We start from the raw sequence: 18,771 nt of genomic DNA on the forward strand, positions 1-18,771 counted from the left end.
ACGCCGTCCGATGGACCCAGTCCCCCTGAGTAGTACTACTCAGAACGCCCTGACCAGTGCCGATAGAGCTGATCGGGCGTCTGTCACCCACACGCGGAGAGGGCACCCTCACGCCAGAGGCCACCCGCACGCCGAGAGGAGACCGATGACCGCGCCGCTGCGATGGCTGCTCGCCTTGCGCGGGCAGGCCGGCTGGTGGCAGGCACCGGTCGTCGCGACCCCTCGCCTGATGTCGATCGTCTCCGGGTGCAGCTACGTCGCCGCGGGGGCGGTGGTCGCGATCGTCGCGCTCGGCGAGGCTCGGACCGGCGTGATCGCCGGGTTCGCGGTGGGCGTGCTGGTGGCGATGGCCGGGGTGCTGGTGATCCGGGTCGGCCGGCGCTGGCCCCGGTGGGCGTTCCATGTCGTGATCGGCGCGGCGGTCGCGTTCGTCACCGCGGTGGTCTGGCTCGCCCGCGACGAGGGCCACGCGCTCGCCTACGCGACCGCGTATCCGCTCGCCTCGCTGTTCACGATGTTCTTCTTCAGCTGGCCGGTCGGACTGCTCTACCAGGTGCTGATCGCCGCGTCGCTGATCGTGGGCGAGAGCGTCTGGGACGCGCTGCCCCGCGTCGTCGTGGTTCCGCTGACCGTGACCAACGCGGTGATCGCGGTCATCGTCGGGTGGCTCGTCCGCGAGGCGACCGAGGCCGAGGCCGACTCCCTGACCGGCCTGCCCAACCGTCGCGGCCTGCAACGCGCGGTCGATCGGGCTCTGGACGCCGCCCGGCGGGACGCCACGCCGGCCACCGTCGCGTTCCTCGACCTGGACAGTTTCCGCCGGGTCAACGAGCTACTGGGACAGGCGCAGGCCGACCGGCTGCTCCGGCTGACCGGGCAGGCGTGGCGTCAGGCGCTACCGCCCGACGCGCTGCTGGCCCGCTCGGGCGGAGACGAGTTCGGGGTCGTCATGCCGGGAGTGGCCGCGGCCGAGGGTGCCGCGATCGTGGACGGGCTCCGCGCGATGTTGCCGGAGGGCCGGACCTGCTCCGCCGGCGTCGCCGAGTGGCGGGTCGCGGATTCGGCGTCGGTGCTGCTCGGGCGGGCCGACGCGGCATTGCAGCAGGCCAAGCTCAGCGGCCGGGCGCGGACGTTCGTCGACGTGTACAGCGGCGCCCAGAGCAAAGAGATGGTCGACGCGCTGCCGGCCGGTGAGTTCCTGGTCGTGTACCAGCCGATCGTGGACCTGACGAGCGGCGTCGTGGTGGGGGCCGAGGCACTGCTGCGCTGGACGCACCCCGAGCGGGGCGCGATCCCGCCGATCGAGTTCATTCCGCTGGCCGAGGAGTCGGGGTTCATCCTCGACCTGGGACGGTGGGTGCTGCGTGCGGCGTGCGGGGAGGCGGCGTCCTGGGACTGGGCCGAGAACCCGCGGATCTCGGTGAACGTCTCCGGGCGGCAGTTGCACGATCTGGAGTTCGTGCCGGACGTCCGGCGGGTGCTGGCCGACACCGGGCTGCCGCCGCACCGGCTGGTGCTGGAGGTGACCGAGAGCATGCTCGAGGCCGACGCCCCGGTGGCGCTGGCCGCGCTCGAGGCGCTGCGGGCCGACGGGGTGCGGATCGCGGTCGACGACTTCGGAACCGGGTACTCGTCGCTGAGCCGACTCGACCGGTTGCCGGTCGACATCCTGAAGATCGACCGGGCGTTCGTGAACACGCTGCGGCCGGACACCGCCGTGGCCCCGGTGATCACCGCGATCGTCGCGCTGGCGCAGGCGCTGGGGATGAGCACGGTCGCCGAGGGGATCGAGGAGCCCTACCAGGCGGCCGCGTTGATCGCGCACGGGTGCGGTGCGGGGCAGGGCTGGCTCTACGGCCGGCCCGGACCGGCCTCCGAGCTGGCCCGGCTGGCCGACGCGCCGCCCCCGCCGCCGCTGGCCGCGGTGCCCTCGGTCTACGAAGCTCCCCGCCTCACCGCCGCGCGCTTCTGACCTCTTCGGCGCACTTCTCGCCGATCATCATCACGGTCAGGTTCGGGTTCACCGTGGTCAGGGACGGCATCACCGAGGCGTCGGCGACGCGCAGGCCGTCCACTCCGCGCACCCGCAACTGCGGATCGACGACCGAGGCGGCGTCGCGGCCCATCCGGGCGGTGCCCGCCGGGTGGTACACGGTGTTGTGCGTCTTGTGGACGTAGTCCAGCAGTTCGTCGTCGGTCACGGCCGCGGGCCCGGGCGCCAGCTCGCGGGCGACCCAGCCCGCCAGCGCCGGCCGCGCCGCGATCTCCCGGGCCAGCCGCAGCCCGGCCAGCATCACCCGTTCGTCCTCGCCGTCCGGGTCGGTGAAGTACCGCGGATCGACCCGCGCCTTGTCGCGGAAGTCGCGCGAGCGCAGCCGCACGGTGCCCCGCGACCGGCCCCGGGTGACGTTCGGCGTCAGGCAGAACCCGTTCTCGGTGGTCGGATAGCCCCACCGTACGGTGTTCAGATCGAACGGCACCGACCCGTAGTGCATCATCAGGTCCGGCCGGTCCAGCCCGGAGACCGTCGTGGCGAACAGCCCGATCTCCCACCACTGCGTCGACTCGGTGACCATCGGCTGGGAGGCGTCCCACATCACCAGGCCCTCGACGTGGTCGTCGAGGTTCGCGCCGACGCCGGGGGAGTCGACCACGACGTCCACGCCGACTTCGCGCAGGTGCCCGGCCGGGCCGATGCCCGAGAGCATCAGCAGCTTCGGCGTGTCGATCGCCCCGCACGAGACGATCACCTCCCGCCGGGCGCCGACGGTCGGCCGGTGCAGACGGTCGGCGGCCAGGTACTCCACGCCGGTGGCCCGGCCGCCCTCGAGCACGATCGTGGAGGCCCAGGCGTCGGTGATCACGGTCAGGTTCGGCCGGGACGCCAGCACCCCGTGCAGGTACGCGTGCGACGACGAACTGCGCGTCCCGTCCGGCTCGGCGTTGATCTGGAACCAGCCGGCACCGTTGAGCACTGTCGTACCCGTGTTGAAGTCGACCGTCGGCAGCCCGGCCTGCGCCGCCGCCTCCAGCACCGCGGCACCGCACGGGTCCTTGGGCGGCACGGTGCGCACCGAGATCTCGAGCCGTTGCGCCAGCGGGAGGAACTCCGCCGGGCTCCATCCCGGTACGTCCCACGCGAGCAGGTCCTCGGCCGGCGGATGGAACGCGATGCACGAGTTGTGCGACGAGCACCCGCCGAGCACCCGGGCCCGCGAGTGCCGCAGGAAGCTGTTGCCACGCTCCTGCGGCTCGACCAGGTAGTCCCAGTCGTAGCCGGACTCCAGCAGGAACATCCAGTCGGTCAGCCGCAGGATCTTCTCGTCGCCGACGTCCGACGGCCCGGCCTCCAGCAGGCACACCGACGCCGACGGGTCTTCCGACAGCCGCGCGGCCACCACGCACCCAGCACTGCCGCCACCCACGACGACGTAGTCGAACGCGCTCATCCCTTGAACCACCGCAGCGGCGCCGGAGCCGTGTTCTGCCAGATGTGCTTCGCCTCGCGGTACTCCGCCAGCCCGGACGGCCCGAGCTCGCGCCCGTTGCCGGACTGCTTGACGCCGCCCCACTCGGCCTGCGGCACGTACGGGTGGTAGTCGTTGATCCAGACCGTGCCCGCCCGCAGACCCCGGGCGACCCGCTCGGCCCGGGCGGCGTCGGTCGTCCACACCGCACCCGCCAGCCCGTACTCGGTGTCGTTGGCCAGCGCCAGTGCCTCGGCCTCGGTGTCGAACGTCTCGACGGTCAGCAGCGGCCCGAACGTCTCCTCGCGGACGATCCGCATGTCGGCGCGGCACCCGTCGAACACCGTCGGGCGGTAGAAGTACCCGTCGGCCAGCGACGGATCGTCGGGGCGGCAGCCGCCGGCCACCAGCCTCGCGCCCTCGGCCAGACCGGCCTCGACGTACGCCTCGACCTTCGCCCGGTGCGCGGCGCTCACCAACGGCCCGGTCTCGGACGACGGGTCGAGGCCGTTGCCGATCCGGATCCGCTCCGCCCGCGCCGCGACCTCGGCCACCAGCGCGTCGTGCATCGGCGCCTCGACCAGCAGCCGGGCCCCGGCCGAACACACCTGTCCGGAGTGGAGGAACACCGCGGTCAGCGCGTAGTCGACCACGGTCTCGAAGTCGCTGTCGGCGAATACGATGTTCGGGTTCTTCCCGCCGAGTTCCACGGTGACCCGCTTCACGGTGTCGGCGGCCGCGCGCAGGATCCGCTTCCCGGTCGCCACCCCGCCGGTGAACGACACCAGGTCGACGTCCGGGTGCTCGACCAGCGCGCCACCGACCGGCCCGCCCCCGAGAACCAGGTTGACGACGCCGTCCGGCACCCCGGCCTCGACCAGCAGCTCGACCAGCCGGACCGTGGTCAGCGGCGTGACCTCGCTCGGCTTGATCACCACGGTGTTGCCCGCCGCCAGCGCCGGTGCGACCTTCCAGGAGATCTGCAGCAGCGGGTAGTTCCACGGGGTGATCAGCGCACACACGCCGACCGGCTCGTAGACGATGCGGCTGACCACCGAAGCCTGCCCGGTGTCGACCAGCCGCCCGGGATCGCTGTCGGCGAGACCGGCGTAGTACCGGAACACCGAGACGACGTCGTCGACGTCGAGCCCGCTCTCGGTCAGGGTCTTGCCGGTGTCGAGCGTCTCGAGGTGCGCGATCGCGTCCTTGTCTCGGACGAGCAGGTCGGCGACCTGGCCCAGCAGTGCCCCGCGCTCGCGGGCCGGCGTGTTCGCCCAGTCTCCGGCGTCGAACGCGCGCCGGGCGGCGCGGACCGCGTTGCCGACGTCGGCGGCGTCCGCGAGGTCGACCTGCTCGACCACGCTGCCGTCGAAGGGGTTGAGAACGTCGTCTTTACCGCCGGAACCGGGCGTCCAGATTCCGTCGATGAACAGGCCGGGCACCCGCCACCGCCTTTCCGACAAGGGGGGATCGTTGCGCCATGCGAAGCGTGTTTCTGCGTGAGCAACAGCATGACCGGCTCATATAGGCGGGTCAAGAACCCGCACCCGGCCTGTGGACCGCTTACAGTTGCGTCATGCGGAACACCGAGCAGCTCAATGAAGACGCTGCCCCGCCTGCCTCCGGCGGAGTCCAATCGGTCGACCGGGCGATCAACGTGCTCGAGATCCTGGCCCGGCGCGGCGAGGCCGGCGTCAGCGAGGTCGCGGGGGAGCTCGGCGTTCACAAGTCGACCGCGTTCCGCCTGCTCGAGACGCTCGAAGACCGCGGGATGGTCGAGCAGACCGCCGACCGCGGCAAGTACCGCCTCGGGTTCGGCGTCGTCCGGCTGGCCGGTGCGGTGTCGGCCCGGCTCGACGTCGTCCAGCAGGGGCGTCCGGCCTGCGAACAGCTCGCCGCCGCGGTCGGCGAGACCGTCAACCTCGCGGTGCTCCGCGAGCACTACGCCGTCAACGTCGACCAGGTCCGCGGCCGGGCGACGGTCACGACCCACAACTGGGTCGGCCAGCTCACCCCGCTGCACGCCACGTCCAGCGGCAAGGTGCTGCTCTCGGCGCTCTCCGCGCCCGATCGCCGGACCGCGTACGCGTCCGCCGAACTCGCCGCGTACACCCCCGCGACCGTCGTCTCGGTCACCGTCCTCGAAGAACAATTGGCGGACGCCCGGGAGCACGGCTACGCGGTGACCGTCGAGGAGTACGAGATCGGCCTGAACGCGGTGGCCGCCCCGGTGCGGGACGCGAACGGAGCGGTGGTGGCCGCCGTCAGCGCCTCCGGGCCGGCGTACCGCTGCCCGGAGGAGCGGCTGCACGAGATCGCTCCGTCGGTGATCGCCGCCGCCGACGAGATCAGCCGCCGCCTCGGCTATTTCGGCTGAGCAGCCGCGCCTCCGTCACGGCGCCGTCACGGCCGCGTCTCCGTCATTCGGGGTCCTGGAAAACTGGGTGGGGACACTCGTTTCAGGAACTCCGGAGTGGAGTGCCGACACACACTGGTCGACCCGGTCGATGGCCACCGAGGTCGGTCTCAACCAGACCGCGGTGTCGCGGATCTGGCGGGCGTTCGGTCTGCAACCGCACCGCCAGGACACCTGGAAGCTGTCGAAGGGTCCGCAGTTCATCGACAAGGTCCGTGACGTCGTCGGTCCCTATCTGGACCCACCCGAACGCGCGGTCGTGTTGTGTGTGGACGAGAAATCCCAAATTCAAGCCCTGGACCGGACCGCTCCGGTCCTGCCGATGATGCCCGGGATCCGGCGAGGGCCAGCCACGACTACATCCGCGCGGGAACCTCCAGCCTCTACGCGGCCCTGGACCTCTCGACCGGGAAAGTCCTCACCGCGCTGCACTCACGCCACCGCGCCATCGAGTTCACAAAGTTCCTGCAGACCATCGACCGCAACGTCCCGGCCGACCTGGACGTCCACGTCATCCTCGACAACGCCTCCACCCACAAAACGCCCGCCATCAAAAGTGGCTGCTCGCCCACCCGCGGTTCGTCCTGCACTTCACCCCGACCAGCTCCTCCGGGATGAACCTGGTCGAACGCTCGTTCGGTGAGTCGACCACCAAGAAAATCCAACGCGGAACCCACCGCTCGGTCCGTGCCCTCAACGACGACATTCGTGCCTGGACCCAAACCTGGAACGACAACCCCCGGCCCTACATCTGGACCAAGACCGCCGACCAGATCCTCGACTCCATCGCACGCTACTGCACGCGCATCAAAGACTCAGGACACTAGTACGGCCACGACAGTGGGCCGCGGCCCGATGCCCCGGTCCAGCGGAAATGGTTATCGATGGAAAGTTGCGGGTGCTCTCGCGGGGGCGATGTTCCATCGATCTCGGCGTTCCCCCGAATGATTCACCCATGACCAGCCGCACAGCCCGGGCTTGGTGCGGGAATCAGACGGGTCGTCCCAGTCGACGAGACGGAGTCCAGATCATGGGACCCCCGTCACACGACCCGGACGCCGGACCGGCCGGTCCCGTGCCGAATGCCGTTGCAGTACTTGGCCCGGTCAGGCCGACGGCCAGACGACGGCGTGGCCTACCGGACCGACCGCGACGTTGCCGACCACGGTGCCGGTTCGGTCGATGCCGACCGCGTAGCAGTAGCTGGCATCGGCCGGGTTGGGGAGGCGGGCCAGGTCGCCGTCCGTCCACCGGAACACCGTCGGGCGGCCGTCCGGGCCCTCGCGTACGACCCCCGTCACCTGGCCGGCCTCGTTGATCGCGGTGGCCTCGCCGGCGTCGGCCAGGTAGGTCAGTTCGCCGTTGCGCCAGAGCGCCGGGCGCGACGACACGGTTCCGACGACGTCGCCCGCGGTGTCGAGCCCGGCGGCCTGCGCGTTCCGGTCGTCGACGCCGGTGCCGGCCAGCAGGTCGGTCATCCGTCCGTGCGCCCACCGGAACGGGTGCGACCCGCCGCCGGGCACTTCCGAGATGCCGACCACGGCGCCGTCGGTGCCGAGCGCGGCCGGGATCGTCTGGGCGCCGCCGAGCGTGCCGAGATCGGTCGGGGAGCCGTCCGTCCACACCACGGCGCGCACCGGGATCGACGTCCGGTCGCCGAACACCCGAGCGAGGACCTGGCCGCGCTCGTTGATCGCGATCGGCGTCGACGCCTGGCCGGGCGCGGTCTCGAGGTCGGTGTAGACACCGTCCTTCCAGACGAACGCCTTCTCGCCGCCGCCCGGGGCCGCGGACGCGCCCGCGATCTGCCCCGCGTCGTTGATCGCGTAGAGGCAGCTCGAGAGGCCGGGCCGAACCAGGTACGTCAGCGTCCCGTCGTGCCAGTACAGCCCGGTGCCGCCGGCGGTGCAGCCGACGGCGTCCCCCTGGTCGTTGAGGGCCTGCGCGTGCGGGCCCAGCGGGCCGAGCGCCCGCAGCACGCCGGACGGGAGCCGGACGAACCCGGTGAACGTGCCGTCGGGCACCGGCGCCCAGTTGCCGACCAGCGCCCCGCCCGGGGCCAGCCGCACGGCCCGGCTCTCGCCACCGCGCGGAGTGAGGTCGAGAAACCCCTCCCCGGGCGCACCCGTCGACGGCGACCCGCTGGTGCTCGGCGACGGCGACCCGCTCGCGCTCGGCGACGGCGACCCGGGGTGCGACGGCGACGCGCCCGGCGACGGCGACGCGCTGGGCCACGGCGACGGTGAACCGCCGTGGGGAGCGGCGATCGCCGGAGCCGCTGTCAGCGCGGCAGCCGTCACCGCGGCGGCCGTCATCACCGCAGCCAGGGCCGACAGCGCGACCGGCGTCGCAGCGGGCCGTGCCGTCCGGACCTGCGGACGGGCTCGTCCGATTCGTGACAGCATGACGCCCCTCTCGCCGGTGAGCTCAAGCGGTCCCATTCTGCTCCGCCCGCACCGCGCCGCGGGGACATCCGGGTCGAGATAGGACCGTGTCGCGGCCGTAGGGGGAATGCCTGATGCGCATCAGGGTTGGCACCTGCTAACTTTCCTTGGCATGTCGCTAGGAAGCTTTCCGTGACCCGCTCGCCGCCGACCGGCGACGAACTGATCGCGGTCCTCGCGACGCTGGCCAACCCGCACCGGATGCGGGTGGTCGCGGCGCTGCGGACCGAGCCCACGTACGTCAGCCGGCTGGCCAGGGAACTGGGCATCAGCCGGCCGCTGCTCCAGGTTCACCTGCGCAAGCTGCAGGCGGCCGGGCTGGTCACGTCCCGGACGGAAGTGTCCGAGGACGGCAAGGCCCGGCGCTACTACGAGGTCACCGAATTCGCGTTCCGGCTGACCCCGGACACGATCACGGCCGCCGTGCCGACCCTCACTCCCCATCCACCGACGAACCCGGACCCCCCGAACGGAGACTGACCATGGACGGACACGACCTCGCCGAGGTCGTGGGGGCGATCGGAATCTTCACGTTCATCACGATCGTGGTGACGGTGACGATCTGGCAGCTGTTCGCGACCTGGCGCGCGAAGGCCGCGCTCACCCGCGAGGACGAGTACCGGGAACTGGCCGCACAGGCGGTCGCCGGGCAGAAGGCCTCCAACAAGCACCTGGCCGACCTGTCGGGCCAGTTGTCGGACCTGCGGGGGCGGATGACGAAACTCGAGCAGGTGCTCACCGAGGTCGAATAGAAGTCTGGGCCGCCGAGCGGCAACTCGGCGGCCCAGTGGTTGAAGCAGTTCCTCGCCGTACGGCGAGCTCTCGTGAACGCTCCCTCCGAGAATGAGGACACCAGGTCATGGATAGCCTGCGCAAATCTTCCTCCGGCGTGCCCGGAACATCCCCTCCGTTCGTCGAACGGATCGCCGCGTGGTCGGCGCGGCACCGGACGGCGGCGATCGGAGGGTGGCTGGTCGTGGTCGTGCTCGCCGTGGTGGCGAGCGGCCTGATCTCCGGCCCGGGGGCCCGGAGCAGTGATCCGGGGGAGACCGGGCGGGCGCAGCGGGTCATCAACGCTCAGCACGACGTCCAGGCGACGCAGGAGAGCGTCCTGATCGGCCCGGCGGATCCGGCCGCGGTGCGGTCCGCGGTGACCGACCTGACCCGGGCCCTGCGGGCCGACCGCGAGGCGGTGGCGGACGTCTGGTCACCGTTCGGAGCGACCCCGGGCGACGATCCGGCCCGGCCGGCGGAGGGGGCCCGGCTGGCGGACGGGGGCCGGCTGGCGCTGGTCACCTCTCAGATCGCGGGGCCGCTGAACGGGTCGTCGGCGCGGGCCGACGACGTCGGCGACCTGGTCGTCCGAGTGGCGGCGCGGCACCCGGGGACGGACTTCGCGCAGGCGGGGGACCGCAGTCTCGCGGTGGCGGTGGACCGCGCGATCGGGGCCGACGTGCGGCGCTCGGAACGGATCTCGCTACCGCTCACGATCGTGATCCTGCTCGTGGTGTTCGGCGCGCTGGTGGCCGCGAGCATCCCGATCCTGCTCACCGCGACGACGCTGGTCGCGACGTTCGCGCTGATCTCGATCGTCGACCACTGGCTCGCGGTGAACAGCGCGGCCTACACGATGGTGCTGCTGATCGGCGTCGCGGTCGGCGTCGACTACGCGTTGTTCTCGTTGCGGCGCCTCCGCGAGGAGCGCGCGGCCGGACGGGACTCCGCCGCGGCCGTGCGGATCGCGGGCCGGACGTCCGGACGGGTGATCCTGGTGTCGGGCGTGATCGTCGTGCTCTGCCTGAGCGGCCTGCTCTGGACCGGCATCGACGTGTTCCGCGGCGCCACCCTGGGCATCGCGATCGTGGTCACGGTCGCGGTCACCGGCGCACTCGTGGTGCTCCCGGCGATCCTCGCCGCCCTCGGTCACCGGGTGGACCGGGGCCGGATCCGTCTGCGCCGGACCTCCCCGGCCGCGCAGTCCTCGGTGTTCTGGGGACGGCTGGCGACCGCGGTGACGCGGCGGCCGGCCTGGTGGGGCGGGACGGCGGTGCTGCTCCTGCTGCTCGTGGCCGCTCCGGCGGCCTCGATGCACCTGCAGGACGCGCCGGTCACCGCGAGCCTGCCGCGCAGCGTGCCGGCGATCGACGCGGCCAACCGGATGAACGAGGCGTTCCCGGGCGCGGCCTCCCCGGCCCGGGTCGTGGTCCGGGCCGACCCCGGCGTCCGGTTCGACGCCGGGCTCGTCCGGGACGCCTACGGCGATTTCCCGCGGGTCACGGCCAGCGCCTACGGCGATGCGGTGATGGCCAGGGTCCCGCTGCCGGGGTCCGGCACCGATCCCGAATCGGTCCGGGCCCTGGACGACCTCCGGCGTACGGCGCTCCCACCCGGGTTCCACGCCGCCGTCGCCGGTCGGACGGCGTTCGCGGCCGACTTCGCCGACCAGCTGGCCCGCCGCACGCCGTCCGTGCTGGTCTTCGTCCTCGGGCTCGCGTTCGTGCTGCTGCTCGTCGTGTTCCGCTCCGCGCTCGTCGCCGCGGTGTCGATCGCGCTGAACCTGCTCTCGGTCGGCGCCGCCTACGGCGTCCTGACGTTCGTCTTCCAGAACGGGAGCGGCTACGGCGGGATAGTCAGCTGGCTGCCGTTGTTCCTGTTCGTGCTCCTGTTCGGACTGAGCATGGACTACCACCTGTTCCTGCTCAGCCGGATCCAGGAGCGGTGGACGCCGGACCGCCCGGCGCGGGACGCGATCGTCGGCGGGGTCGCGTCGAGCGCGGGGGTGATCTCGTCGGCGGCGGTGATCATGGTGGCCGCGTTCTCGATCTTCCTGACGCTCAGCGCGATCGAGTACCGGATGCTCGGCGTGGGCGCGGCCGTGGCGATCCTCCTGGACGCCACCGTGGTGCGCGGGGTGCTGCTGCCGGCCGCGCTCGCGCTGCTCGGCGACCGCGCGGTCAGGCCCAAGGGCGCCGGCCCCCGGACGGTGGTCGACAGAACGTCCGGAACCCGACATGACGCTGTCGGTACCGGCGCTCATGCGGATGGATAGGAGCATCCCGCGCTAGATCGGGTCAGAGACGGGCGCCACGGGGGAGCCCGTCTCTGGATCGCCCCGCTGCTAGACCTTCACCGTCGTCGTCGGGGTGCCGGCCCGGTTCGCGGCCTCGATCAGCGGCGACGGGTCGTGGCCGGGATCGTCCCGCACCGCTTTCCGCGCCGCCAGCACGTCGTCGGCCCGGTCCTTCCGGAGCGCGGGGTCGAGAACCCACACGTGCACCGGCAGCGGCCCGATCGCGGCCGAGAGCTGGTGGGGCGGGAACGTCCCGAAGGCGGTGTAGCGGGCCGTCTCGCCGCTGCGCCGGACCACCGTCGCGGTGATCACGCTGAGGGCCTTGTCGGGCGCGTTCGGGTCGTACTGGGCCAGTAGCACGATCAGCCGGCTCGAACCCGACGTCACCCCGCTGACCGTGAGCGTCACCGTGCTGCCGTCGTATGCCGCCTCACCGGCGGTGGGAACCGTCGGAGCGGGTGCGGGCGCCGTCCGCTGCGCCGTGGGAGCGGCCGGGGTCTCCTTCCTGCCGCCGACGGCCCACCAGGTCACGGCCACGACGACGACCACGACGAACGCGAGCACGCCGATCATCGTTGCCGTCCCGGCGACGTTCCGGGGCGACGTGAGGTCGTCGCCGTCCCCCTTCGGCCGGAGCGGCTCGAGGAACGACGAGAACCGGCTCGTACGGGGCCGCTCGTCGGCGTCGGAGTCCTCGCCGCCGCCCTCGGAGTAGCGGGATCCCGTCTCACCGAACTCCGCCCGCGCGCGCCCGGCCGCCGCCTGCGCCTCGCGCCGGGCGGCGCCGAGCTTCGACCGGGTCGCGGCCAGCTCCTGCTGCGCGACGACCAGCTCCCGTTGCTCGTCGCGCCAGAGCGGCACCAGCTGGCCGATGAACGCGGCTGTCGACGGCGTCAGCGGCGACCGGCCGTCGAGCTCGCTCAGGTGGGTCTCGAGCGTCGTCGAGGGGGCGTCGGAGACCGCGACCAGCACCTCGCGCTCGCTGTAGCCGTTCCCGAACAGGCCGGCCAGACCGGCGTCCACGAGAAGGGTCCGGTCCGCCGCCGCACGGCCGCGGTCCGCGCCCGACCGGTCGGCGAACGACACCATCCGCGCCCACCACTGCGGGGGCGTCGGCCAGTCGCTCCGCTGGTGCGAGGACCAGGTGGACGCCTGGTCGTCGACCCAGTCCTTGCCCAGGGCGTACAGCTGCTCGTCCCAATCCGCCGGCCGGTCGCGGACGGCGAGCGCGCAGGCGAGCAGACCGCCGAACAGCCGGGGCGACGGCACGCTCAGGTGCCCGGTCACCGACCGCACCACGCCGAGCGGGTCACCGGACGTCTCGATCACCTGCCGGACGTCGTCGGACACCTCGTCGCGCTGCACGATCCGGGCCGCGAGACCGGCCGCGTCGAACGGGTACAGGTCGGGGCAGCTCGCCCGGGTATAGCCCATGGCGGTGAACAGCGGGGCACCGGCGAGGCGCGCCGCCTGGCCGTGCCAGCGTCCGCCGGGCGCGGTGAACGCCCGGATCAGCGCCCAGTTCTCGGTCTCGTCGAGGCTCTGCCGCACGACCGCGCCCAGCCAGGTCAGGTAGGCGTCGGACGGGCCGGATCCGTCTTCGGCCGGCAGCCCGAGCGCGTCCGCGATCGTGGAGTCCGACGGCAGCTGACCGGCCAGGCCTCGGAACAGGAGCACCGCGACGCCACGGTCGAGTGCCGCGCTCCCGCCCCGGAGGAGATCCGCGGCCGCCCGCGGCGTCGCGGCCGCGTACTGGTGGACGCCGTCCGGCGCGGCCAGCAGCCGGGCCCACTGCCGCTCGTTCACCAGCGCGGGGACGTCGAGCGCGGGACGCTGCCAGGCGGTCCACGCGCGGTCGAGCGCACCCCGGACCGAGCCGGCGTCGGCGGTCTCCTCCGGATCGACGGCGTGTCCCTGGGCCAGGCCCCGGGCGACCTGCGTCACCAGGTCGTTCGTGTCCGGGCCGGGGTCGAAGCGGCGTTGCTGGCGGCGCATGTTCTCCAGCCAGGCGTCGGCCTCGGACGCCGCCGGGCCGGCGAGCCGGCGCATGTGCGGCGACCACTCGCCCACGACCGCGTTCTGGGTCGCGCGGACGGATTTGGCCGGCTGCAGCAGGCACGTGTGCCAGCGCAACGCCCTGGCCAGACCGGCGGGCACGATCGCGAGGACCGCGGGCAGCACGCCGGCCATCAGCTCCGGACCGGCCTGCACGATCGTCATGCCGGACGGGCCCAGCAGCGCGGTGAGCAGCTCGGCGGCGGCCTTCTCGAACGCGGCCGCGTCGACCGGCACCGCACCGGCGACGGCGGGCACGTCCACCGAGGAGCGGCTCCACGGCAACCGGTCGGGGCTGCTGCCGTGGCCCGGCGTCGCGACCAGCGTCGCCGCCGCGCGCCACACCGTCGACGCCGGGTGGCGGCCGTCCGCGAACGCGAACTGGACGGTCCCGGCCCGGTGCCCGGCGCCCCGGCCCTGGACCGTGAAACACCACTGGTCCGCCGTCCCGACCCGGACCGAGGCCAGGCTCCAGATCGGAATTCCGGTCAGGTCCTGCAGGCTCTCCGGCGGCTGCGGGACGAACTGCAGGTGGTCTCTCGCGACCGCCCAGAGCCGGTCGGGAACGTTCTCGGTGGAGTCCCGCTCCTGCTGCCAGCCCTGGCCGGTGTCGGTCCACCCGACGGTCGTGAAACTCACGGTCCGGGCCATCACAGCACTCCTCGGAGGACGCGCAGCAGCAGCTGGGTCAGGGACGCGGAACGGTCCGCGGTGTCGGCGAAGTCGGCGGCGTCGTCCAGCGGGTCCATCGTGACCCGGTCCCGGCCGGCGCTCTCCTGGGGCGTGGCCGCCAGCGGCGAGCAGAGGAAGATGCGGAGGTCGGCCCAGGGCATGCTCATCAGCCCGACCATCGCCTCGCCGTACCCCAGCGCGAAGACCAGCCCGCAGCCCATCGCCGACATCACCAGGTCGCGGGTGAGCAGCGGATCGTCCACACCGGTGCGTCCGGCCGGGTCGGGCGGGCCGGGCTGCAGCGCGCGGCGCAGGTGCTCGCCGATCGACGGGACGTGCAGCACCGGCCCGTCGTAGTACGGGTCGTCCGGATCCGCGCCGAGCCGGACGTCGGCGGCTCCGCCCTCCTCGACCAGCTGCCAGAAGCGGTCGGCGTCGGAGTAGTGGTCGAGCAGCGAGTCGGCCAGGCCCGACAGCCGGTCCTGCAGCACGTACTCGTCGGCGACCAGCCGGACGTCGAGGCGTTTCAGCAGCTCGGCGCAGTCCGGATCGGGGTGGTAGATCTCGCCGACGTTCCGGGCGACGTGGTCGAGGTAATGCATGACGCCGGCCTTGAACGAGCCGCTCTTGCCGATGTCGTCGAGCCGCGCCGCGGGCTCCATCGTCTTCTCGAGCGCCAGCCGGATGATGTCGACCTTGCTCACCGCGACCAGCAGACGGACCCGGCCCAGGTCGTCGGTGAGGAACTCGCCCTCCAGCTTCGTGATCCGCTGCGCGATCGTCCGCTGGACGCGACGGCGCCGCACCCGGACGGACTTCGTGAAGTCCTCCGCGTCCGGGTCGTCGCTGCTGCTGCCGGGCCGGAGGCTGCCGCGCAGCAACCGGTCGTACGCGTCCGGGGCCCGGCCGTCGAGCGCCCGGCGCGCGAACCGGTCGAAGACCGACGTCTCCAGTACCGGGTCGATCGTCCAGATCAGCGCGTTGTACCCGCGCAGGGCGGCGCGTTCGCGGACCGTGCCGATCGCGGTCTGCTCGTCGCGGTCGGCGAAGAACTCACCGGCCAGGTCGACGACGCAGGTCCAGCCGTGGCGCCCGGCCGTGCCGTCGCCCACCCGGGTGCGCATCATGATCGGCTGCGGCGGCATCGTGCCCCAGCTGCCCTCGTCGATCATCGACTCGGTCACGGTCTCGCGCATCAGCTCGATCACCGCGTCGAACATCACCGGCGACACCAGGCTGTTGAGGATCTGGTACGGCGCGAGGCTCTCGCCGATCGTGGCGCCGATCGGCCGTCCGCTGGTGAGCGTCGCGTCGAACTGGGCCCGGCGCGTGGTGAGCGTGTAGTCCTCCAGCGGGGCACCCGCGTAGGTGCGGACCGTGACCCGCTCGTCGCCCCGCCCGCCGGGGAAGTCTCCGACGTGCGTCAGGCTCTGGTCGAGCATCCGGGTCAACAGGTAGGTCTTGCCGGACGCGACTGGTCCCATGGCCGCGACCGTGTTCCAGTAGTGGACGCCGAAGTGCTTCTCGTTCTCGCCCAGTGCCGCCGAGTACGGGAAGATGTGGCCGCTGCCGCAGAGCACGTACGTGTACTCGACGGCGTTCGGATGGAACGGCGGCTGGTACGACTTGCGGGTCGCGGCGCGATTGCCCACGACCGACAACCGCCAGGTGTGCCGGCGGTCGACCGGGCTACCGACCTCGAGCACGAGGGCCGGGCGCCGGACGTAGAGCCCGTCGGCGCCGGCCTCGGGAACGTCACCGAGCACCGACGCGCAGGCGGGGCACCGGTAGCCGTAGCGCGACCGGACCTCGTCGAGCACGTCCGGGCCGGGCACCCGCGGTGCCTCCGGCTCCGGGAGCCAGCCCGGATCGAACACCTCGAACGGTTCGGTCATGTCAGCAGGCCGATCACGAAGCAGGCGAGCGTACCGGCGACCAGTACCGCGAGTGCGAGTACGAGGCCGGTGCGTAACCCGGAGAGGGTGCCGGCCGAGCGGCCGGCCTTGGCGGCGCGGGCGAGATAGGCCGCGATCGCGCTGTCGACGACGCCCTGCGACGACGTCCGTTTCGCGGTCGGGCCGCTCCATTCACCCAGCCGGAAGGTCAGCGCGGCGAGTTGCCGGCGTTGCGGCTCGCACGCGCGCCGGACGGCGGCGTCCACGGTGTGGCGTCCGGTGCGGACGCGGAGGAACGAGGACATCAGCTCACCAGCTCCCGGAGGATCGTGACGACGGCGATCAGGGCGAAGATCGGCAGCCCGACGAGCCAGGGCAGGCGCGCCGCGCGGAACTGGCGCAGCGCGAGCCGGTTCCCGACCAGGACGGTGGAGTCCACCACCGCGTCCGGGGCGTCGGCCGGGATCAGCGCGGCCGGCAGCGCGCGGCGCACGGCGTCGACGTCGTCGCGGTGGGCGGCGACCAGCGCGGTGTCCACGACGGGCGGCGGGGTGCCCGCGGCCGGTCCGCCGGAGAACGGCCGGCCCGCGCTGGACTGGCCGTTGAGCACGTCGTCGATCCACTGCTGCGCCGACCAGTCGCCGTACTCGTCGAACGGCTCGTCGAACGGCTCCACCAGCGGATCGATCAGCCCGTCCCACGTGGTGCCCCAGGCGCTGCGGAGCATCACCCGGACCTCGTCGCCGGTGATCGGGCTGCCGTCCCTGGCCACCCGGCCGAGCACCGCGTCCGCGGTGGCCGTGCCGGCCACCGCGCCCAGCGCGACCAGCGCGAACCCGTACCGGTCGTGTGCCTTCAGCAGGTCCGGTGTGATCGGACGCCGGGCCCGGACCGCCGCCGCCAGATGCGGATGCGTGTAGGGGAGCGTGAGACGGATGTCCTGCGGCCGGGAGTCCAGCCGGAGGACGGCGTCGGCGTCGATCAGCACGAAGCTGTCGACCGCCCCCACCGAGTACGACCGCACGTTGTCCGGCTTGAGGTCGCAGTGCGCGATCCCGGCCCGGTGGCAGGCGTCGATCCCGCGGGCGACGGCCTCCAGCTCCTGCAGCCGGTCGGTGCGGGGGACGGCGCCGGCCTCGATGAACGGCATCGGCTCGGGCAGGTACCGGGTGAGCACCAGGAAGCAGTTCTCCGGCTGCGGGTTGTCGTCGCGGCCGAACCAGCTCCAGAGCCGGGCGTCCGCGGTCTCGAAGATGCCTTCGGCGTCCGCGCCCAGATGCGTCGTGGCGACCTGCTGGACGCTCTGCTGCGTGGTGGCCGGGACCACCCAGACCGGCGCGACCGCCCAGGGCGGTCTCAGCGCGGTGCCGTTCAGGCTGGTGTTGGCGTCCAGCACGTCACTGCTCTGCTGCTTGAAGTGGCGCATCAGCCAGCGCGCCTCGACCGGCGTCGCGCACCAGTAGGCCTTCACGAACCAGTTCTTGAACGGCATCTGCGCGCGTTCACCGCGGAGCCCGGCCCGGCTGACCTGCGGTGGCAGTGCCTCCGCGGTCAGACCGCGGGTGTAGAGGACGTGCGCGCTGATCAGCTGCCCCTCGTGCTCCCCGTCGGCCGGGACCGGGTACTTGCGGACGACGCTGTCCCGGTCGTCGGGCGGAGCGACGTCGACCGGAAGTGCCCAGCCGCCGACCGGCAGGTAGACCCGGTACCAGGGCGCGCTGTCGAATTCGGACGCCGCACTCATCGGGCCTCCTCGGCCGAGATCGTGTACTGCAGGACTGATTCGCCGGGTTTCGTGCGGTGCCGCCAGCGCAGGATCCCGTCGTGCGGGAGCCGGACGATGCCGTCGGTCGCCAGGACGAGCGTGTCGAGTGCGATCAGGTAGTCGGGGCGGGCGCCCGTGCGCAGCAGGTGGGCGCGGCCCTGCCAGTAACAGAGGAACAGCAGGCGTCCACTCGGGATCGACCGGAGCAGGCTCAGGTCCATCACCGGGACGCTGTCGGCCGGGCTGCCGACCCGCCGTCCGAGCGGGACCCAGACCGGTGCGGGCCGCAGCGTGAACAGCCAGCTCGGGCCGGGGCCCACGCCGTAGCTGAAGCGGATCGTCCGCTGGCCGGACAGGGCGCGCGGCGACAGGTCGGGGCCGAGCTGCGGTATCGGCGGCAGCAGCGCGACGGCGTCGGCCGCCCCGGCCGCCCCCGGCGGGTCGCTCGGGGCGGTGGCCGGCCCGGCGGGAGGCGGGAGATCGTCCCCGGGAACCGTGAGGGGGCCACTGGAACCCAGCACGGTGGTGGTCGGCTGACTGAACCGCGCCCGGGGCACCGGTGGCGCCGGGGAGCGGGGCACGGTGAACCGTTCCGGGGTTTCCCGCGCCTCGGGCGGCGGCGGCCCGGCCGGCGGCGGTGGCGGTGGCGGTGGCGGTGCCGGCGTCACGGGGACCTCCGGGGCCCGGCCGGAGTCCGGGGTGAGCAGCCGGTACTCCGTTCCGGCCAACCCCTCGCCCCCGACGACGTCCGCGGCCACGAGCGCGGTACCGAGGCTGACCCGGACGATCTGCGCCACCGCGTCCTGCACGTTCGCCCGGAACCCCCGGTCGGCGGCCAGCCGCTCGTCGGTCTCCACGACCAGCCGGACGGGCTCGCCCACCTCCACCAACTCCGTCGCGTGCTCGTAGCAATACCGGCTCACCTCGGCCAGTAACGCCTCGTAGACCTCGGCCGCGTTCCCGCGGCGCTCCCGGTCGACCATCCGG

At 72.7% G+C, this 18,771-nt stretch carries 13 protein-coding genes and 1 pseudogene; 6 read left to right on the forward strand and 8 right to left on the reverse strand.

Going from position 1 to position 18,771, the window contains the following annotated elements:
- The first annotated feature begins 145 nt into the window (after nucleotides 1-145).
- Nucleotides 146-1,972, forward strand: a complete 1,827-nt coding sequence (locus tag ACIBZJ_RS39500; RefSeq protein WP_395938760.1) for a putative bifunctional diguanylate cyclase/phosphodiesterase — start codon at nucleotides 146-148, stop codon at nucleotides 1,970-1,972.
- On the opposite strand, the gene ACIBZJ_RS39505 is transcribed toward ACIBZJ_RS39500, so the two are convergent.
- The gene (locus ACIBZJ_RS39505; RefSeq protein WP_395938761.1) at nucleotides 1,953-3,449 is read right to left on the reverse strand and encodes a GMC family oxidoreductase; all 1,497 of its coding nucleotides are present in this window, start codon (nucleotides 3,447-3,449) and stop codon (nucleotides 1,953-1,955) included. The two genes, ACIBZJ_RS39500 and ACIBZJ_RS39505, sit on opposite strands and share 20 nt — an antisense overlap.
- Nucleotides 3,446-4,909, reverse strand: a complete 1,464-nt coding sequence (locus tag ACIBZJ_RS39510; protein WP_395938762.1) for an aldehyde dehydrogenase family protein — start codon at nucleotides 4,907-4,909, stop codon at nucleotides 3,446-3,448. The genes ACIBZJ_RS39505 and ACIBZJ_RS39510 overlap by 4 nt, the downstream gene beginning before the upstream one ends.
- A gap of 134 nt (nucleotides 4,910-5,043) precedes the next feature.
- Between ACIBZJ_RS39510 and ACIBZJ_RS39515 the strand changes: the two genes are divergently transcribed.
- Both ACIBZJ_RS39515 and ACIBZJ_RS39520 read left to right on the forward strand, forming a co-directional pair.
- On the forward strand, nucleotides 5,044-5,844 hold the full coding sequence (locus tag ACIBZJ_RS39515) for an IclR family transcriptional regulator (RefSeq protein ID WP_395938763.1): 801 nt from the start codon (nucleotides 5,044-5,046) through the stop codon (nucleotides 5,842-5,844).
- Nucleotides 5,845-5,953: 109 nt separating this feature from the next.
- Nucleotides 5,954-6,710, forward strand: a pseudogene (locus ACIBZJ_RS39520) (IS630 family transposase); the annotation flags it as partial.
- A 279-nt stretch (nucleotides 6,711-6,989) separates the two neighbouring features.
- Here the strand turns inward: ACIBZJ_RS39520 and ACIBZJ_RS39525 are convergent.
- Nucleotides 6,990-8,288 (reverse strand): hypothetical protein, encoded by a 1,299-nt coding sequence (locus ACIBZJ_RS39525; protein ID WP_395938764.1) that lies wholly within the window; start codon nucleotides 8,286-8,288, stop codon nucleotides 6,990-6,992.
- Between the two features lie 171 nt (nucleotides 8,289-8,459).
- Here ACIBZJ_RS39525 and ACIBZJ_RS39530 point away from each other — a divergent pair, with 171 nt between their 5' ends.
- The 3 genes from ACIBZJ_RS39530 (at nucleotide 8,460) to ACIBZJ_RS39540 (ending at nucleotide 11,376) form a co-directional block, all read left to right on the forward strand.
- A complete protein-coding gene (locus ACIBZJ_RS39530) occupies nucleotides 8,460-8,807 on the forward strand; it encodes an ArsR/SmtB family transcription factor (RefSeq protein ID WP_395938765.1) in 348 nt (115 codons plus the stop codon).
- A 2-nt stretch (nucleotides 8,808-8,809) separates the two neighbouring features.
- Nucleotides 8,810-9,079 (forward strand): hypothetical protein, encoded by a 270-nt coding sequence (locus ACIBZJ_RS39535; RefSeq protein ID WP_395938766.1) that lies wholly within the window; start codon nucleotides 8,810-8,812, stop codon nucleotides 9,077-9,079.
- Nucleotides 9,080-9,216: 137 nt separating this feature from the next.
- Nucleotides 9,217-11,376: an MMPL family transporter gene (locus tag ACIBZJ_RS39540; protein ID WP_395938767.1), complete on the forward strand. Its 2,160-nt coding sequence runs from the start codon at nucleotides 9,217-9,219 to the stop codon at nucleotides 11,374-11,376.
- A gap of 69 nt (nucleotides 11,377-11,445) precedes the next feature.
- Here the strand turns inward: ACIBZJ_RS39540 and ACIBZJ_RS39545 are convergent, their stop codons facing one another.
- From ACIBZJ_RS39545 to ACIBZJ_RS39565, 5 genes are read right to left on the reverse strand one after another with little or no spacing between them, the layout of a single operon-like run.
- A complete protein-coding gene (locus tag ACIBZJ_RS39545) occupies nucleotides 11,446-14,103 on the reverse strand; it encodes a hypothetical protein (RefSeq protein ID WP_395938768.1) in 2,658 nt (885 codons plus the stop codon).
- Nucleotides 14,103-16,019: a hypothetical protein gene (locus tag ACIBZJ_RS39550; protein ID WP_395938769.1), complete on the reverse strand. Its 1,917-nt coding sequence runs from the start codon at nucleotides 16,017-16,019 to the stop codon at nucleotides 14,103-14,105. Before ACIBZJ_RS39550 ends, ACIBZJ_RS39545 begins: the two co-directional genes overlap by 1 nt.
- Nucleotides 16,016-16,324, reverse strand: coding sequence for a hypothetical protein (locus tag ACIBZJ_RS39555; protein WP_395938770.1), 309 nt, complete (start codon nucleotides 16,322-16,324; stop codon nucleotides 16,016-16,018). The genes ACIBZJ_RS39550 and ACIBZJ_RS39555 overlap by 4 nt, the downstream gene beginning before the upstream one ends.
- The gene (locus ACIBZJ_RS39560; protein ID WP_395938771.1) at nucleotides 16,324-17,763 is read right to left on the reverse strand and encodes a hypothetical protein; all 1,440 of its coding nucleotides are present in this window, start codon (nucleotides 17,761-17,763) and stop codon (nucleotides 16,324-16,326) included. The genes ACIBZJ_RS39555 and ACIBZJ_RS39560 overlap by 1 nt, the downstream gene beginning before the upstream one ends.
- Nucleotides 17,760-18,767, reverse strand: a complete 1,008-nt coding sequence (locus ACIBZJ_RS39565; RefSeq protein ID WP_395938772.1) for a hypothetical protein — start codon at nucleotides 18,765-18,767, stop codon at nucleotides 17,760-17,762. Before ACIBZJ_RS39565 ends, ACIBZJ_RS39560 begins: the two co-directional genes overlap by 4 nt.
- Nucleotides 18,768-18,771 lie beyond the last annotated feature (4 nt).

Source organism: Cryptosporangium sp. NPDC051539 (assembly GCF_044454545.1).
In the GTDB taxonomy this organism is placed as follows: Bacteria; Actinomycetota; Actinomycetes; order Mycobacteriales; family Cryptosporangiaceae; genus Cryptosporangium.